A 16080-nucleotide genomic window follows, 5' to 3' on the forward strand; every position below is an offset into this window, starting at 1 on the left:
CAAGGCGCGGCTGCTCTGGCTGGTGGCGCGCTGCGGCCTCGCGCGATGACGGTGCATGTGGCCGGCGCCGGGCTGGCCGGGCTTGCGGCGGCGGTGGCCCTGGCCGGACAGGGCGCCCGCGTGGTGCTCTGGGAAGCGGCGAAGCAGGCCGGCGGCCGCTGCCGCTCCTACCATGACGCGCAGCTCGGCATGGTGATCGACAACGGCAACCATCTCGTGCTCTCCGGCAACCCGGCGGTCGGCCGCTACCTGCGCGCCATCGGTGCCGAGCACCGGCTGGCCGGGCCGGAACAGGCCACCTACCCTTTCCTCGACCGGCGCGACGGCAGCCGCTGGGCGCTGCGGCCCAATGACGGGCCGCTGCCCTGGTGGGTGTTTTCCGGAAGCCGCCGCGTGCCCGGCACCGGCCCGGGCGATTACCTGGCGCTGGCCGCCCTGTTGCGCCGCCATCCTGGCCGCCGCATCGGCGATGTCATGGCCTGCCAGGGCCCGCTCTGGGACAGGCTGCTGCGCCCGCTGCTGGTGTCCATCCTGAACACCCGGCCCGAGGATGGCGATGCCGACCTCGCCGGCGCCGTGCTGCGCGAAAGCCTGGCGAAGGGCGGCCTCGCCAGCCGCCCGCGCATCGCCACGCCGACACTGGATGCCGCCTTCGTGGCCCCCGCGCTGGATTATCTGCGGGCGGCGGGCGCCGAGATCCGCCTCGGCCAGCGGCTGCGCGGGTTGCGGCTGGAGGGCGAGCGCCTCGGCGCCCTGGCCATGGCGGAAGGCACGGTGCCGCTCGGCCCCGCCGATTCCCTGGTGCTGGCGGTGCCGCCCTGGGTGGCGCAGGAACTGCTGCCCGGCCTCCAGGCGCCGGACGACTTCCGCCCCATCCTGAACGCCCATTTCGCCGCCACGCCACCGCCGGGCGCCCCCGCCATGGTCGGGCTGGTGGGCGGCACGGCGGACTGGGTCTTCGCCTACCCTGACCGGCTTTCCACCACCACCAGCGATGCCGGCGCGCTGATGGAGCGCGACACGGAAGCCCTGGCCGCCGCCCTATGGCAGGATGTCGCCGCCACCCATGGCCTTTCCGGCCCGGTGCCACCCTGCCGGCTGGTCAAGGAACGGCGCGCCACCTTTGCCGCCACCCCCGCCCAGGCCGCGCGCCGCCCCAAGGCGCGCACCGCCTGGCAGAACCTGTTCCTGGCGGGCGACTGGACCGATACCGGCCTGCCCGCCACCATCGAGGGCGCCTTGCGCTCGGGGGAGGCCGCCGCCGCGCTGGCCTTCGCCGGGCCGGGCGCATCGGAGGCCGCTGCCGCATGAACCACATCGCCACCCCCGACCTGGACAGCCTGGAGCACGACCTGCGCCGCGCCACCGCGGCCCTGCTGCGCCAGCAGCGCCCGGACGGCCACTGGGTTTTCGAGCTGGAGGCGGATGCCACCATCCCCGCCGAATACATCCTGCTGCGCCAGCACCTGGCCGAGCCGGATGCGCCGGAACTGGAGGAAAAGCTCGGCCGCTACCTGCGCCGCATCCAGGGCGAGCATGGCGGCTGGCCGCTGTTCCATGGCGGCAGCTTCGATATCAGCGCCTCGGTGAAAGCCTATTTCGCGCTGAAGATGATCGGCGACGACCCGGACGCGCCGCATATGGCCCGCGCCCGCGCCGCCATCCTGGCCGCCGGCGGCGCCGCGCGCGCCAATGTCTTCACCCGTATCCTGCTAGCGCAATACGGCCAGTTGCCCTGGAGCGCGGTGCCCACCATCCCGGTGGAATTGATCCTGCTGCCGCGCTGGTTCCCGGTGCATCTCTCGCGCATGTCCTATTGGGCGCGCACCGTGATCGCGCCGCTGCTGGTGCTGCAGGCGATGCAGGTGCGGGCGCGCAACCCGCGCGGCATCGGCGTGCCGGAACTCTTCACCGACGCCCGCCTGCCCCGGAAGAAGGTGAAGACGCACCACCACCCCGGCTGGGCCGCCTTCTTCAACGGCGTCGACCGCGTGCTGAAGGTGGCCGAGCCGCTCTGGCCGCGCGGCAGCCGCCAGCGCGCCATCCAGCGCTGCGTGGATTTCGTGACGGAACGGCTGAATGGCGAGGATGGCCTCGGCGCCATCTACCCCGCCATGGCCAATAGCGTGATGATGTATGATGCGCTGGGCTACCCGCCGGAGCACCCGCACCGCGCCATCGCCCGCCGCTCGGTCGAGAAGCTGCTGGTGGTGGGCGAGGAGGAAGCCTACTGCCAGCCCTGCGTTTCCCCTGTCTGGGACACGGCCCTGGCCGCCCATGCCCTGATGGAAGCCGGCGAAGCGGAAGCCGCCGCGCGCGGCCTGGAATGGCTGAAGCCCTTGCAGGAGCTGGAAGTCAAAGGCGACTGGGCCGAGCAGCGCCCCGACGTGCGCCCCGGCGGCTGGGCCTTCCAATACCGCAACGCGCATTACCCGGACCTGGACGACACCGCCGTGGTGGTCATGGCCATGGACCGTGCCCGCCGGCAGTTCGGCAGCGGCACCGGCTATGACGAGGCCATCGACCGTGGCGCCGAATGGACGGTGGGGCTGCAAAGCCGCAACGGCGGCTGGGGCGCCTTCGACGCCGACAACGTCCACCACTACCTGAACAACATCCCCTTCGCGGACCATGGCGCGCTGCTGGACCCGCCCACCGCCGATGTCTCCGCCCGCTGCGTCTCCATGCTGGCCCAGCTCGGCGAGCCGCGCGGCAGCCTGCGCATGCTGAACGCCATCGACTACCTGGAGCGGGAACAGGAAGCCGATGGAAGCTGGTTCGGCCGCTGGGGCGTGAACTACATCTACGGCACCTGGTCCGCCCTCTGCGCCCTGAACGCCGCCGGTTTCGATGCCAGCCGCCCCAGCCTGCGGCGCGGTGCCGACTGGCTGCTCCGCATCCAGAACCCCGACGGCGGCTGGGGCGAGGACTGCGACAGCTACAAGCTGGACTACAAGGGCTATGAGCCCGCACCCTCAACCGCCTCCCAGACCGCCTGGGCGCTGCTGGGCCTGATGGCGGCGGGCGAGGTGGACCACCCCGCCGTGGCGCGCGGCATCTCCTGGCTGCGGGAACACCAGGAGGAGGACGGGCTCTGGGGCCAGGAAGCCTATACCGGCGGCGGCTTCCCGCGCGTCTTCTACCTGCGCTACCACGGCTATCCGAAGTTCTTCCCGCTCTGGGCGCTGGCGCGCTACCGCAACCTGCGGCAGGGGAACAGCCGGCAGGTGGTGCATGGGATGTGAGGCTGGGGGAATGAATTCCCCCCGCAAACGTATACGTTTGCGCCCTTCTTCTCTTTTCGAGTTCACGGGTGCGCCTGCGGCGGCACCCTCCCACGCCGGTTCGCGCCGGAGGTCATGGACCTCCGACGACTGCCGCCGTCACTCGTGTGGCCTTTGTTTCAGAAGCCGCCCGACACTCCACGCCAGTGTCAAACTCGAAGAAAAAAGAAGGGGTTCCAGGGGAATTCATTCCCCTGGCCTTTTCTGCCCATGACCATCCTCGCCGCCACTGGCCTGCATCGCGAGACCCGCATCCTCGCCGCCCCTGGCGTCCGGCCCATTCCTGGGGGCGGCGACGCCGCACGGCTGGAAGCCGAGTTGAACCGGCTGGCCCCAACTGCAAGGGGCATCATCAGCATCGGCATCGCGGGCGCGCTGGCGCCGGGGCTGCGCCCCGGAGACTGGGTGGTGGCGGAGATGGTGCTGGGGGATGAAGCCGCCGCCACCGATGCGGCCTGGGCGGCGCGGCTGGCCGCTGCCCTGCCCGGCGCGCGGATTGGCACCATGCTGGGTCGCGACGCCATGGCGGCGGAGGCGGCGGAAAAAGCCGCGCTGCACCGGGCCACGGGCGCATTGACGGTGGACATGGAATCGCACGTAGCGGCGCGGGTGGCGCGGCGGCATGGGCTGCCGCTAGCCGTGGCGCGGGTAGTGTCGGATGCGGCGGGGCGCACCCTGCCGCCGGCCGCGCAGGTGGGCATGCGGCCGGATGGCGGGGTGGATCTGCCGGCGGTGCTGCGGGCGCTGGTCAGGGCGCCCTGGCAGCTTCCCGCCCTGGTGCAGACGGGGTGGGAGGCGGAGCGGGCCTTCCGGGCCTTACTCCGCGGCCACCACCTCGTCGGGCCCGGGCTTGGCGGCCCCGGTGCGGGTGATGCGCGGGCGGTGTGAGCCCGCCGGCTTGCTGGCGCGGATCTCGGCCAGCTTCTTCTCCACATGGCCGGAGAAGACGTATTCGGCCGGGCGCTGATTATCGAGCGGAATGTCCTTGGCCATCGGGCCTTCGGTGCGCACGCCCTTCACCGTGACCGCCAGGGCCTTCAGCGGGTTGCGGATCATGTCCTGCACGGCCGAAGCCTCAAAGCCCGAATGGACCATGCAGTCGGCGCATTTCTCGTAGTTGCCGACGCCGTACTTGTCCCACTCGGTGTCGTCCATCAGCTCCTTGAAGGTCTTGGCATAGCCTTCGCCCAGCAGGTAGCAAGGCTTCTGCCAGCCGAAGACGGTGCGCGTCGGGTTGCCCCAGGGCGTGCACTTGTAGGCTTCGTTGCCAGCCAGGAAGTTCAGGAACATGCGGGACTGGGTGAAGGGCCAGTTCTTGCCGCCGCGCCCGCGCGAGAGGATGCCGCGGAACAGTTCCTTGGTCTTGGTGCGGTTCAGGAAGTGCTGCTGGTCCGGCGCCCGCTCATAGGCATAGCCGGGGGAGACGGTGATGCCGTTCAGACCCAGTTCCTTCATCTCGTCGAAGAAGGCGGCCGTCTGCGCCGGGTCGGCGTCGTTGAACAGGGTGCAGTTGATGGAGACTTGGAAGCCCTTGGCCTTGGCCAGCCGGATGGCTTCCACCGCCTTGTCATAGACGCCCGTCTGGCAGACGGACTTGTCGTGCATCGCCTCGTTGCCATCCAGGTGGATGGACCAGGTGAAGGCCGGGCTCGGCTTGTAGTCGTCGATCTTCTTGGCCAGCAGCAGCGCATTGGTGCAGAGGATGACGAACTTGCCGCGCTTGAGGTAGCCCTCGACGATCTGCGGCATTTCCTTGTGCAGCAGCGGCTCGCCACCCGCGATCGAGACCACGGGCGCGCCGCATTCGTCGATCGCCTCCATGCAGTCCTCGACCGAGAGGCGCTGGTTCAGGATCTCGTTGGGGTAGTCGATCTTGCCGCAGCCGGCGCAGGCCAGGTTGCAGCGGAACAGCGGCTCCAGCATCAGCACCAGCGGGTAGCGCTTGCGGCCGGTCAGCTGCTGCTTCACCACATAGGCGCCGATCTTGGCGGCCTGCAGCACGGGAATTCCCAAGGCTGCGCTCCTCTCTACTGCACGGGTTTGACCGCCGGTGGCAGGACCGGTGCCGGGGTCTCGATGGTTCTGAGCTCGGGCGGCAGGCGGAACTCCACATCCTCGTGGATTCCGTTCATCTGGGTCACCTCGGCCCCGCCATACCTGCGCAGCGCCCCGATCACGTCAAGAACCAAATGCTCGGGCGCGGAGGCGCCGGCGGTCAGCCCCACCGTCCGCACACCACTCAGCCAGCCAGGGTCAAGCTCGCTGGCATCGGCGATCAGATGGCTCGGCAAACCCAGTTCCACGCCGATTTCCCGCAGGCGGTTGGAGTTGGAGCTGTTGCGCCCCCCCACCACCAGCAGCAGGTCCACCTCCGCGCAAAGCTCCCGCACCGCCGACTGCCGGTGCTGCGTCGCATAGCAGATATCCGAAACACTGGGGCCTTGCAGGTCGCTGAACCGCGCCTCCAGCGCCGCGATCACGCCACGGGTATCGTCCACGCTCAAGGTCGTCTGGGTGATATAGGCCAGTGGCGCATCGGCCGGCAGCGCCAGCCGCGCCACATCCTCGGCCGAGGCCACCAGATGCACCGGCGCCCCCACCTGCCCCAGCGTGCCCTCCACCTCCGGATGCCCGGCATGACCGATCAGCACCAGGGTGCGGCCCCGCGCCACATATTGCCGCCCCTGCGCATGCACCTTGGAGACCAGCGGGCAGGTGGCGTCCAGCACCGGCAGGCCCCGCCGCTCCGCCTCATCCACCACCGACTGCGGCACGCCATGGGCGCTGAAGACCGTGACGGCGCCATCCGGCACCTCCGCCAGATCCTCGACAAAGATGGCGCCCTTGCGTTGCAGATCCTCCACCACATGGCGGTTGTGCACGATCTCATGCCGGACATAGACGGGGGCGCCGAACTTCTGCAGCGACCTTTCGACGATCTCGATGGCCCGCACCACTCCGGCACAGAAGCCGCGCGGCTGCGCCAGCAGAATCCGCATGCACGTCCCCCCATCGCCTGGCGCCGGCCATGCCGCCGCGTCAGAGCCTGGCTGAACCTATGCCGCCCCCGCCCCCAGCGGATAGCCGCTTTCCACTGCCCAGCGGAAACAGTGCGGTGAGGAGGGAGCCCGCATGCCCGTCAGCGGCTTTTGATCCATGCCGTCTCGGAGCAGGGCCGCGCGGCATGCTATGGGCCGCGGATGACCATGCCGCGCCGCACCTTCCTGTTCACGGGCCTGCTCACGGGCCTTTCCCTGGCCCTCACCCTCGGGCCGCTGGCGCCGCTGGCCGCCCAGCCTGCCGACCCGGCCGCACAGCCGATCGAACAACTGCACGCAGCGCTGCTGCAGGCCATGCAGCAGGCGCAGTCCCTGGGCGTGGAAGGCCGCGCCCGGCTGCTGACCCCCGCCGTGGAACAGGCCTTCGACCTGCCGGCCATGACGCGCACCGCTGTAGGCGCCCGCTGGTCCGGCTTCACGCCTGAGGACCAGGCGGCGGTGACGGAAGCCTTCCGCCGCTACACGATCGCCAGCTACGCCCGCAACTTCAACGGCTTCAGCGGCCAGAGCTTCACCACCAACCGTGTCGAGACCCAGGGCGAGGACAAGGTGGTGATCACCACCCTGAACAACCCTGGCGGCGCCCCGGTGAACCTGACCTACCGCATGCGCCAGACCGGCGGCGCCTGGAAGATCATCGACGTGCTGCACGATTCCATCAGCGAACTGGCGATCCGCCGCTCGGAATTCTCCGGCGCCGTGCGGCAGGGCGGGGCCGCGCTGCTGGTGCAGCGGCTGAACGAACAGTCCGACCGGCTGATGCGGCCCTGAGAAGGGCCGGGGGCATGAATTCCCCCGGACCCCCTTCTTTTTTTCTTCGAGCTGGGTTCGGGCTCAGGCGAGCGGTGGGATGTTCTCAATAGAAGGCCATACGGGCTGAGACCTCAGTCGCCCGAGGTCCAAGACCTCCGGCGCGCCCCGGCGTGGGAAGGTGCCGCCGCAGGCGCACCCGAAAACTCGAAAAGAAAAAAGAAGGGGTCTGGGGAATTCATTCCCCAGCCTTGCTTCCTTCACCGCGCCGGCTTCGCCAGCAGGGCCGGTTGCAGCAGCAGCGTCGTCACCAGCACCCAGAAGAGCGAGACCATCAGCAGCATCCCCATGCTGGCCGTGCCGGGATGGCTGGAGAGCCAGAGGTTGCCGAAGCCGGTGGCCGTGGTCAGGGCGCTGAACAGGATGGCGCGGGTCAGGCTGGAGGGCAGCAGGCGGCTCTCGCCCTTCCGCCAGGCCATGACGAAATAGATGTTGAAGGCCACGCCGATGCCGAACAGCAGCGGCAGGGCGATGATATTGGCGAAGTTCAGCGGCAGCCCCAGCACCACGCAGGAGGCCAGCGTCAGCAGGCCGCTGAGCAGCACCGGCAGCACCGTCAGCAGCACGTCCCGCACTCGCCGCAGGATCATGGCCAGCAGCAGCGTGATGGCGATGCCGGAGAGCAGCCCGGCCTGCTGGAAGGCGGTGACGATGGTGCCCGCCGCGCCCTGGATGGAGATGGGCGCCCCCACCGCATCCGGCGCCACCGCCTGCACGGCGGCGGAGAAGCGTTGCAGCACCGCGTTGTCGTTGGAATCGCCGCGCGGGAAGACCTGGATCAGCGGGCGACCATCCCGCGCCACCCAGTCGGCCACCAGGTCGGGCGGCAGGGTCTCGGCGGTCACCGGGCCCGCATCCAGCATGGCGCGGATCTGGCTGAGCAGGGTGCGCAGCGGCGGGATCACCGCCTCGGCCAGGGCCACGCGGGTGGTGGCGGGGCCGGCGGCCAGGGCATCCAGCGCGGTGGCCAGCCGGCGCGCGGCGATGGCGGCGGGGGTCTGCTCCTGCTCGGCGGCGGTGCGCAGGGCGACGGCGGTGGCGATCATGGCGCGCACCACCTCGGCATCGGTGGGGGCCGAGCGCACCTGGGGCGGGTTCAGGGTCAGGGCCAGCAGGTCCGCCGCATCCGCGATGGCGGCCAGCTTCTCCGGCTGCTGTTCCGGGATGAAGCTCTTGAGGGAGACGACCTGCGCCACTTCCGGCAGGGCGGCAAGGCGGGCGGAAAGGGGATCGACCGCCTCCAGGGAGGGCGCCAGCACGCTGATGGTATTGGGCGTGCGGTCCGGGTCCCGCATCAGGTCCTCCAGCGTGGCGATGGATTCCGCCTTCTGGCTGCGCAGGTGGATGGGGTTGAAGTCGAAATGCAGGCGCGGCAGCACGGCGAGGGACGCCAGGGCCGCCGCGACGCCCAGCCCCATCACCAGCCGGTGGCGGCGGTGCAGCCAGCCTTCCAGCGGCGCCAAGGCAGGCCAGCCGACCTCGGCCTGCTCGCCACGCGGGCGCAGCAGCACCACCAGCGCCGGCAGCAGCGTGATGGAGAGCAGGAAGGCCACCACCATGCCCATGCCGGCGATGACGCCCAGTTCCGAGACGCCCAGGAAGCTGGTGGGCAGGAAGGCGAAGAAGCCCACGGCAGTGGCCAGCGCCGCCAGCGCCAGGGAGGCGCCGACGCCCCGCCCGGCCGCGGCCAGCGCGGCGCGGTCATCGGCTTGCCCCAGACGCTCCGCCCGGTAACGGACGCAGACCTGGATGCCGAAATCCACACCCAGGCCCACGAAGAGCGGAATAAAGGCCACCGAGATCAGGTTGAAGCGCCCGGCCACCAGCAGCCCCAGCCCAGCGGTGATCACCAGGCCAATCAGCGTGGTCAGCAGGATGGCGCCGACCAGCCGGGCGGAGCGCACGGCCAGCCAGAGCATGGCCACCAGCGCCAGCAGCATGGCGGCGCCCATCAGCTCGCCGCCCTCGGCCAGGGTGCCGAATTCCTCATCGGCCATGGGCACCGGGCCGGTCAGGCGCACGGTGACGCCATGGGCCGGGTCCAGCCCCAGCTCCCGCGCCGCGGCACGGATGGCGTCGGTGGCGCGGGTGCCAGGCTGCAGGTCGGAATAATCCAGCTCCGGCCGTGTCAGGATGAAGCGGCGCAGCACGCGCGTGCCGGCCTGCTGGTCGGAAAACAGGTTCTGCCAGGAAAAGAAGGCCGGCTGGCCCTCCACCACGCGAGTGAAGGTCTCCGCCAGGGCCGAAAGCGGGCGGGCGATGTCGCCGAGGCTGGCCTGCCCCATCTCTACCCCGCGCAGCACGGTGCCCAGCGCCCCCATCACGCCACGCAGGCTGGGGTCGGCGGCCAGGGGGCCAAGGAAGGGCTGGGCCTCGATCAGCTTTTCCGTGGCGGCCTGCACCTCCTCCAGCGGCAGCAGCATCAGGCCGTGGCGGTTGAAGAAGGGCCCGCCATCGGGGCGGTGCACGTCGTGCAGCAAGCCGGGCATCGCCTGGAGCCGCTCGGCCAGCCGGGCAGTGGCGGATTCGGCCAGTTCCGGCGTGGCGCCATCCACCACCACGACGACGAGGTTGTGCAACTGGGGGAAATTGGCCTCATAGGCCAGCTCGTCCTGCCGCCAGGGCAGGTCGGTGGAGATCAGCTCCGCCGTATCGGCCGTCAGCGCGAAATGACGGACGCTATAGAAGCCGGCGCCGAGTGCCAGCAGCAGCGCCAGCAGCAGCGTGAGCCAGGGCCGCCGGATGCTCGCCGCGACGATCCGGGCGGTCAGGGATGTCTGGGTGAACACATCGGCACCTTGCGCTGGAAAGACGGCGCCGGAACCCCATGGGCGGCGGCATCCTGTCTTCAGCGGCCAGGGGCCGGGCGGTCAAGGCCCGGCCGGTGGCCTGGGGCCGCCCGCCGCATGGGCGGGGCGGCCCCGGCGCTCAGGCGGCGGCGACGGTCTTCTGAACCTGCTCGCCCAGGCCGGCGATGCCGAGGCGGATGGTCTGGCCCGGCTTCAGGTAGACCGGCGGCTTCTGCCCCATGCCCACGCCCGGCGGGGTGCCGGTGGTGATGACATCGCCCGGATGCAGCGTGATGAACTGCGAGACATAGGAGACCACCTTCTCCACCCCGAAGATCATGGTGCGGGTGGAGCCGTCCTGGTAGCGGTGGCCGTCCACCTCGCAGAACATCGCCAGGTCCTGCGGGTCCGGCACCTCGTCCTTGGTCACCAGCCAGGGGCCGAGCGGGCCGAAGGTGTCGCAGCCCTTGCCCTTGTCCCACTGGCCGCCGCGCTCGATCTGGAATTCGCGTTCGGAGACGTCGTTGCAGACGGCATAGCCGGCCACATAGTCCAGCGCCTCGGCCTCCGAGACATTCTTGGCCTTGGTGCCGATGACGATGGCCAGCTCGACTTCCCAGTCGGTCTTCTGGCTGTTGCGCGGGATCTCCACGTCGTCATTGGGGCCGCAGAGCGCGCCCAGCGACTTCAGGAAGATGATCGGCTCCTTCGGAATGGCCGCGCCGGTTTCCGCCGCGTGGTCGGCATAGTTCAGGCCGATGCAAACGAAGTTCTTCATATGCGCGACCGGCGGGCCGAGGCGCGGATTGCCGGAGACGGCCGGCAACGAGGCCGGGTCAAGCGCCGCCAACTTCGCCAGTCCGGCGGCGGAAAGCGCATCGCCCGAGAAATCCGGCAGCACGCCGGACAGGTCGCGGATGGTGCCGGCGGCATCAAGCAGGCCTGGCTTTTCCTGGCCCGGCGGGCCGTAACGCAGCAGCTTCATGGTTCAGGGCTTCCTTAGTTGGTCCAGCCGCCATCGATGACGATGGCCTGGGCGGTCACGAACTGGCTCTCCGGCGCGGAGAGATACAGCACAAGCTCGGCGATCTCCTCGGCCGTGGCGAGGCGCCCCATCGCCTGGCGGGAAACAAAGGCGGCCCGCGCCGCCTCCAGGCCACCGGCGGCACCCGCATTGGCGGCAATACGCTCGCCCAGCGAGGGTGTATCCACCGTGCCCGGGCAGACGCAGTTGCAGCGGATGCCCCTGGTGACGAAATCGGCCGCCACGCTCTTGGTCAGCCCGACCACGGCGGCCTTGGTGGTGCCATAGGCGAAGCGGTTGGCCACGCCCTTCACCGAGCCGGCGGCGGAAGCCATGTTGACGATGGCACCGCCGCCCTGGGCCAGCATGCCCGGCAGCGCCGCCTGGATCACCTTCCACTGCGCCCGCACGTTCAGCGCGAAGGCGAAGTCCCAATCCTCGTCACGGCAGTTCAGCACGTCGTTCTGGTGCACGAAGCCGGCGCAGTTGAAGACCACATCGAAAGGCCCGTTGCCCTCGATGGTCGCCTTCACCGCCGCGTCGTCCAGCACGTCCAGCGGCATGGCGGTGACGCCATCCCCCAGCCCCGCCAGCTTGGCAGCGTCCCGGTCGGTGGCGACCACGGTGGCGCCTTCCCGCGCATAAGCCAGCGCGGCGGCGCGGCCGATGCCCTGCCCCGCCGCCGTCACGAAGCAGCGCTTTCCTTGCAGCCTTCCGGCCATGCAGTTCTTCTCCCTCGCGAAAAGGCTGGGGGAAGGAATTCCCCCAGACCCCCATCTTTCTTTTGCGGTGTTTTTTTAGTGTGGCGCCGCTGGAGCGGGCCCGCCTCAACTCGAAGAAAAAAGATGAGGGTTCGGGGGAATTCATTCCCCCGACCTTCCTTCCCCCTTCAGTGGTTGTGCCGGCTCTCGCCGCGCGTCTCCAGGATGTTCAGGTAGAGCGTCGCGGGCTCCAGACAGCCGCCGGTGCCGAGCTGGCCGACCATGGAGCGGTAGATCTCCTCCCACGGCGTCTTGTTCAGCAGCTTGGGCGGCGTCCAGGCGGCGCGGCGGGCTTCCATCTCCTCGGCCGGGATCAGCAGGTCCACCTTGCGGGTCTTCAGGTTGATGCGAATCGGGTCACCCGACTTCATCAGCGCCAGCCCGCCGCCCACCGCCGCTTCCGGGGAGACATTGAGGATGGAGGGAGAGGCCGAGGTGCCGCTCTGCCGGCCGTCGCCCATGGTGGGCAGGCTGTGGAGGCCGGCTTTGATCATGGCGCCCGGCGGCTGCATGTTCACCACCTCCGCGCTGCCCGGGTAGCCCACGGGGCCGCAGTTGCGGATGACCAGCACGGTATGCTCGTCCACGCCCAGGTCGGGGTCCTCGATGCGGTCGTGGTAGTCCTCCGGCCCCTCGAAGACGATGACCTTGCCCTCGAAGACATCCTCGGGGTCGGAGAGGAAGCGCTTGCGGAACTCGGCGTCGATGACGCTGACCTTCATCACCGCGCTCTCGAACAGATTGCCGGAAAGCACGACGAAGCCCGCCTGTTCCTTCAGCGGCGTGTCATAGGCGCGGATCACCTCGCGGTCCGGCAGCGGCGCGCGCTTCAGGTCTTCTTCGAGTGTCTGGCCGGTGACGGTCTTCACGCCGAGGTGGAGCTTGCCGGCATCCGCCAGCTCCTTCATCACCGACTGCACGCCGCCGCCGCGATAGAACATCTCGCCCAGGAAGCGGCCGGCCGGCTGGCAATCCACCAGCAGCGGAATATCGGCGCCGATGGTCTGCCAGTCCTCGGTGGTCAGCTCCACGCCCATGTGGCGGGCAATGGCCACCAGATGCGGCGGGCAGTTGGAGGAGGCACCGATGGCGCTGGCCAGCACGATGGTGTTCTCGAAAGCCTCGCGCGTCATGATGTCGGAGGGGCGCAGGTTCTCCTTCACCATCTCCACGATGCGCGCGCCCGTCGCATGGGCGATCTGCCCGCGCTCACGATAGGCCGCCGGGATGGAGGCGCAGCCGGGCAGCGACATGCCCAGCGCTTCCGCCAGGCTGTTCATGGACAGCGCCGTGCCCATGGTGTTGCAGTGGCCGACCGAGGTGGCGGAGGAGGCCACCATCTGCATGAAGCCGTCGTAGTTGATCTCGCCGGCCGCCAGCAGCTTGCGCGCTTCCCAGACGATGGTGCCGGAGCCGGAGAGCCGCCCCTTCCAGTGCCCGTCCAGCATCGGGCCGCCGGAGAGCACGATGGCCGGGATGTTCACGGTGGCCGCGCCCATCAGGCAGGCGGGCGTCGTCTTGTCGCAGCCCGTGGTCAGCACCACGCCATCCAGCGGATAGCCGTGCAGCACCTCGACCAGCGAGAGATAGGCCAGGTTGCGGTCCAGCGCCGCCGTGGGGCGCTTGCCGGTCTCCTGGATCGGATGGATCGGGAATTCGAGGGGAATGCCGCCGGCATCGCGGATGCCCGCCTTCACCCGCTCGGCCAGGGCGATGTGGTGGCGGTTGCAGGGGGCGATGTCGCTGCCGGTCTGGGCGATGCCGATGATCGGCTTGCCCGATTGCAGCTCGCCGCGCGTCATGCCGAAGTTCAGGAAGCGCTCGATATAGAGCGCCGTCATGCCCGGGTCTTCCGGGTCGTCGAACCAGCGCTGGCTGCGCAGCTTGAAGTGCTTCTTGGTTTGGTCCATCGGCCGTCCCTCTTGCCTCTCCCGTTGCTCAGCCTCCGTCCGGGTTCGGCGGCTGTCAATCCGGGGAGAGGCAGGGGAAGGCGGCTCAGCGGGCCCGGGCGGCCTTCAGAGAGCCCGGCCTGGGCGCCGCCTTGGGCAGCGGCGTGCGGGAGAGGGAGGCGATCACCGGGCGCGGCTGGCCGGAAGCCTTGGAGATTTCCTCGTCCTGGCTCTCGATCAGCTTGCGCGCCGGCTCATCGCCATCCAGCCCACCCAGGATCTCCGCCGGCACCTTGCGGTTGGAGCGGCGGGAGCCGTCCTCGTAGAGGACGTCAAAGAAAACCCAGGTGCCGGAATGGCGGTGCTTGGCGGTCATTGGAAACTCCTGCCGCCGGAGCAAGGGCGGCTTATGCCTGTTCGTCGGTCTCGGCCGCGGGGGCGGCTTCGTTGCCGGCAGACGCGGCGGCTTCGCGCTCAGCCTTGCGCTGCTCGCGCTCGCGCTGCTTGGCGTCGGCCTTGGCCTGCTTGGCCCGGTCGCGGTCCGCGCGCTGCTGATTGTAATTTGGGGCTCGTGCCATGGGGGATCCTCCCGCGTCTCGGTGAAAGGGCCGGTCTCCGCAACCAGATGGCACGGTAGAGGGCGCGCGGCGCTGGCGCGCGGGATGCACAAGCCTTTCTCGGGGATGATCCCTGGGAGGCGGTGCAGCCGGCGCGGGCAGCAGCCTGCCCGGCCGGAAGGGCCGCGCGCCGGGGCGCGCGGCCATCTGGTCAGGCGCCGAAGCGCCTGGCCGGGTCAGGCGCGGCGCAGGTTGCCGGCCGAGACCTTGCCATCCTTGCCGCGCTGCAGCTCGAACTCGACGCGCTCGCCTTCGTTCAGGCTCTGCATGCCGCCGCGCTGCACGTCGGAGATGTGCACGAACACGTCCTTGGAGCCGTCTTCCGGCTGGATGAAGCCGAAGCCCTTAGTCGTGTTGAACCACTTGACGGTACCGATAGCCATCGGGGTGCTCCGTAGATGATGTTGCCGCCGCACGACATGTGCTGCGGATCAACTTGATGGACGGGCACCAGGCACGATGCACGAACGGCCGGGCACGAGGCGCAGGCCAAACCAGTCGACGCTGTGTATCTAGGCTTCCCTCGGCCCAACCGCAACCAATATGACCAAAACGTCAGATTGTCTCAGCCGCTCAGCCCTTCCTCCAGGAAGACCTGCACGGCCTGGAACAGCGCGCCGCGGTTACGCTCCAGCATGATTCCATGCGTCCCTTCCCCCAGCAGCACCATGCGCTTGGTGGGCACGGCGGTCAGCGCCTGGAACAGCGCCAGGGCCTGGGCGGGCGGTGCCTCGCGGTCCCATTCCGCCAGGGTGATCAGCACCGGCACCGTGACTCGGGCGGCATCGAAGAGGCGGCGGCCGGCCTGCTGGTCCGCCAGGGGGCCATTCGGCACCCGCAGCACGGAAGGCACCTGCCGCGCCCCTTCCGGGTCCACGGCGAAGGTGGTGTCCGCCCAGTGCTCGTACCAGCCGGCGGGGAAGAGGGCGCCGCGGCGGTTGTCCGGCACGCCCTCCACCCAGCGCGCCCGCACTTCCGCCCGCGTCAGGCTGCGGTAGGAGGGCAGCGCCGGGGCGGCGGCCTGGGCGCCAGTGCCCTGCGGGGCGTTCCCCTGCGCGGCATTCCCCCGGGCCGCATCCCCCTGCGAGGCGTTGCTCGGTGAGCCATTGCCCTGCCCCGGGGCGGCCGGCTCCGCCGGCCATTCCGGCGCGTAAAGCACCAGCCGGTCCACCAGCGCGGCATTCTCCACCGCGAATCGCGCCATCAGGCTGGCGCCCCAGCCCCAGCCCAGATGCACCAGCTTCGGCACGCCCCGCTTCTCGCGGATAAAGGCGGCGGCGGCTGCGATATCGGCCAGCGCGTCCCGCGACGTGGTCAGCGGCTGCCCGCCCGGCGGCTGCGCCATGGCGGCATCGCGCGTCGACCGGCCGTAGTTGCGCAGGTCCACGCTCCAGACATCGAAGCCGCGCCCGGCCATGTAATCCATCCAGGAGACGCCGCCGGCCGGCAGGTCGAAGGAGGTGCTGGCCGGGAAGGTGCCGTCATGGACGCAGAGCACCACGCGGTCCGCCCGCGCGGCCGTGGCGCCCTCGGGCCGCTTGTTGCGCAGGTAGAGCTGGATGCCGGGCCCCGAGGGTACCAGGAATTCCTCCAGCACCACCCCGGCCGGCTGGGCGGAAGCCGGGCCGGCGGCAGGCAGCAGCATCGGGGAGGCGATCAGCGGGGCGGCAAGCAGCACGCGGCGGCGCATGGACTTCTCCGGCGGATTCGGGGGCCTCGGTGGCGCCCGGTTGCAGGTGCAGCATAGGCCAGAAGCAGGCGGCCCGAAATCATCAGCGGCCGCGAACTCAGCCCCAGGGCCCGCGCGGCCGCCGCGCCGAAGGCCGCGCCGCGCCGCGCGACCAGGG

Annotated in this window: 14 protein-coding genes; 4 read left to right on the forward strand and 10 right to left on the reverse strand. The window is 70.0% G+C overall.

The features are described from left to right. The first annotated feature begins 45 nt into the window (after window positions 1-45). The 3 genes from hpnE to IBL25_RS18455 all read left to right on the forward strand — a co-directional run bounded on the left by hpnE (window position 46) and on the right by IBL25_RS18455 (window position 4172). Window positions 46-1311 (forward strand): hydroxysqualene dehydroxylase HpnE, encoded by a 1266-nt coding sequence (gene hpnE, locus IBL25_RS18445; protein ID WP_187779993.1) that lies wholly within the window; start codon window positions 46-48, stop codon window positions 1309-1311. Next, window positions 1308-3245 carry a squalene--hopene cyclase gene (gene shc / locus IBL25_RS18450; protein WP_187779994.1) on the forward strand — a complete coding sequence of 646 codons (1938 nt, stop codon included), beginning with the start codon at window positions 1308-1310 and terminating at the stop codon, window positions 3243-3245. The genes hpnE and shc overlap by 4 nt, the downstream gene beginning before the upstream one ends. A 249-nt stretch (window positions 3246-3494) precedes the next feature. Beyond that, window positions 3495-4172, forward strand: a complete 678-nt coding sequence (locus IBL25_RS18455; protein WP_187779995.1) for a phosphorylase family protein — start codon at window positions 3495-3497, stop codon at window positions 4170-4172. Here IBL25_RS18455 and hpnH read toward each other — a convergent pair. Both hpnH and ispH read right to left on the reverse strand, forming a co-directional pair. Next, complete coding sequence (hpnH, locus tag IBL25_RS18460) at window positions 4101-5297, reverse strand: adenosyl-hopene transferase HpnH (RefSeq protein ID WP_187779996.1); 1197 nt, start codon at window positions 5295-5297, stop codon at window positions 4101-4103. The two genes, IBL25_RS18455 and hpnH, sit on opposite strands and share 72 nt — an antisense overlap. Before the next feature lie 14 nt (window positions 5298-5311). Continuing rightward, window positions 5312-6283, reverse strand: coding sequence for a 4-hydroxy-3-methylbut-2-enyl diphosphate reductase (gene ispH / locus IBL25_RS18465; protein WP_187779997.1), 972 nt, complete (start codon window positions 6281-6283; stop codon window positions 5312-5314). Between the two features lie 207 nt (window positions 6284-6490). On the opposite strand from ispH, the gene IBL25_RS18470 reads away from it, so the two are divergent. Then, window positions 6491-7114 (forward strand): ABC transporter substrate-binding protein, encoded by a 624-nt coding sequence (locus tag IBL25_RS18470; protein ID WP_187779998.1) that lies wholly within the window; start codon window positions 6491-6493, stop codon window positions 7112-7114. Window positions 7115-7353: 239 nt separating this feature from the next. Here IBL25_RS18470 and hpnN read toward each other — a convergent pair whose 3' ends face one another. The 8 genes from hpnN to IBL25_RS18510 form a co-directional block, all read right to left on the reverse strand. Next, window positions 7354-9942 carry a hopanoid transporter HpnN gene (gene hpnN, locus IBL25_RS18475; RefSeq protein WP_187779999.1) on the reverse strand — a complete coding sequence of 863 codons (2589 nt, stop codon included), beginning with the start codon at window positions 9940-9942 and terminating at the stop codon, window positions 7354-7356. A 139-nt stretch (window positions 9943-10081) separates the two neighbouring features. Continuing rightward, entirely contained in the window at window positions 10082-10927 is an 846-nt protein-coding gene (locus IBL25_RS18480) for a fumarylacetoacetate hydrolase family protein (RefSeq protein WP_187780000.1), read from the reverse strand. 14 nt (window positions 10928-10941) lie between these two features. Beyond that, window positions 10942-11688: an SDR family oxidoreductase gene (locus IBL25_RS18485; protein WP_187780001.1), complete on the reverse strand. Its 747-nt coding sequence runs from the start codon at window positions 11686-11688 to the stop codon at window positions 10942-10944. A 167-nt stretch (window positions 11689-11855) separates the two neighbouring features. Next, complete coding sequence (locus tag IBL25_RS18490; RefSeq protein WP_187780002.1) at window positions 11856-13637, reverse strand: IlvD/Edd family dehydratase; 1782 nt, start codon at window positions 13635-13637, stop codon at window positions 11856-11858. Window positions 13638-13722: 85 nt separating this feature from the next. Further along, window positions 13723-13992, reverse strand: a complete 270-nt coding sequence (locus tag IBL25_RS18495; RefSeq protein ID WP_187780003.1) for a hypothetical protein — start codon at window positions 13990-13992, stop codon at window positions 13723-13725. A 31-nt stretch (window positions 13993-14023) separates the two neighbouring features. After that, window positions 14024-14194 (reverse strand): hypothetical protein, encoded by a 171-nt coding sequence (locus tag IBL25_RS18500; RefSeq protein ID WP_187780004.1) that lies wholly within the window; start codon window positions 14192-14194, stop codon window positions 14024-14026. 215 nt (window positions 14195-14409) lie between these two features. Next, the gene (locus tag IBL25_RS18505) at window positions 14410-14616 is read right to left on the reverse strand and encodes a cold-shock protein (protein WP_120640713.1); all 207 of its coding nucleotides are present in this window, start codon (window positions 14614-14616) and stop codon (window positions 14410-14412) included. Between the two features lie 182 nt (window positions 14617-14798). After that, entirely contained in the window at window positions 14799-15923 is a 1125-nt protein-coding gene (locus tag IBL25_RS18510; RefSeq protein ID WP_187780005.1) for an alpha/beta hydrolase, read from the reverse strand. Window positions 15924-16080 lie beyond the last annotated feature (157 nt).

Source organism: Pseudoroseomonas ludipueritiae, from assembly GCF_014490445.1.
Classification (GTDB): Bacteria; Pseudomonadota; Alphaproteobacteria; order Acetobacterales; family Acetobacteraceae; genus Pseudoroseomonas; species Pseudoroseomonas ludipueritiae.

What these genes read in the sequence shown, in the direction of transcription:
- hpnE (WP_187779993.1), top strand. Translation starts at nt 46, where the DNA reads ATGACGGTGCATGTGGCCGGCGCCGGGCTGGCCGGGCTTGCGGCGGCG.
- shc (WP_187779994.1), top strand. Translation starts at nt 1,308, where the DNA reads ATGAACCACATCGCCACCCCCGACCTGGACAGCCTGGAGCACGACCTG.
- IBL25_RS18455 (WP_187779995.1), top strand. Translation starts at nt 3,495, where the DNA reads ATGACCATCCTCGCCGCCACTGGCCTGCATCGCGAGACCCGCATCCTC.
- ispH (WP_187779997.1), bottom strand. Translation starts at nt 6,283, where the DNA reads ATGCGGATTCTGCTGGCGCAGCCGCGCGGCTTCTGTGCCGGAGTGGTG.
- IBL25_RS18470 (WP_187779998.1), top strand. Translation starts at nt 6,491, where the DNA reads ATGCCGCGCCGCACCTTCCTGTTCACGGGCCTGCTCACGGGCCTTTCC.
- IBL25_RS18480 (WP_187780000.1), bottom strand. Translation starts at nt 10,927, where the DNA reads ATGAAGCTGCTGCGTTACGGCCCGCCGGGCCAGGAAAAGCCAGGCCTG.
- IBL25_RS18485 (WP_187780001.1), bottom strand. Translation starts at nt 11,688, where the DNA reads ATGGCCGGAAGGCTGCAAGGAAAGCGCTGCTTCGTGACGGCGGCGGGG.
- IBL25_RS18490 (WP_187780002.1), bottom strand. Translation starts at nt 13,637, where the DNA reads ATGGACCAAACCAAGAAGCACTTCAAGCTGCGCAGCCAGCGCTGGTTC.
- IBL25_RS18495 (WP_187780003.1), bottom strand. Translation starts at nt 13,992, where the DNA reads ATGACCGCCAAGCACCGCCATTCCGGCACCTGGGTTTTCTTTGACGTC.
- IBL25_RS18500 (WP_187780004.1), bottom strand. Translation starts at nt 14,194, where the DNA reads ATGGCACGAGCCCCAAATTACAATCAGCAGCGCGCGGACCGCGACCGG.
- IBL25_RS18505 (WP_120640713.1), bottom strand. Translation starts at nt 14,616, where the DNA reads ATGGCTATCGGTACCGTCAAGTGGTTCAACACGACTAAGGGCTTCGGC.
- IBL25_RS18510 (WP_187780005.1), bottom strand. Translation starts at nt 15,923, where the DNA reads ATGCGCCGCCGCGTGCTGCTTGCCGCCCCGCTGATCGCCTCCCCGATG.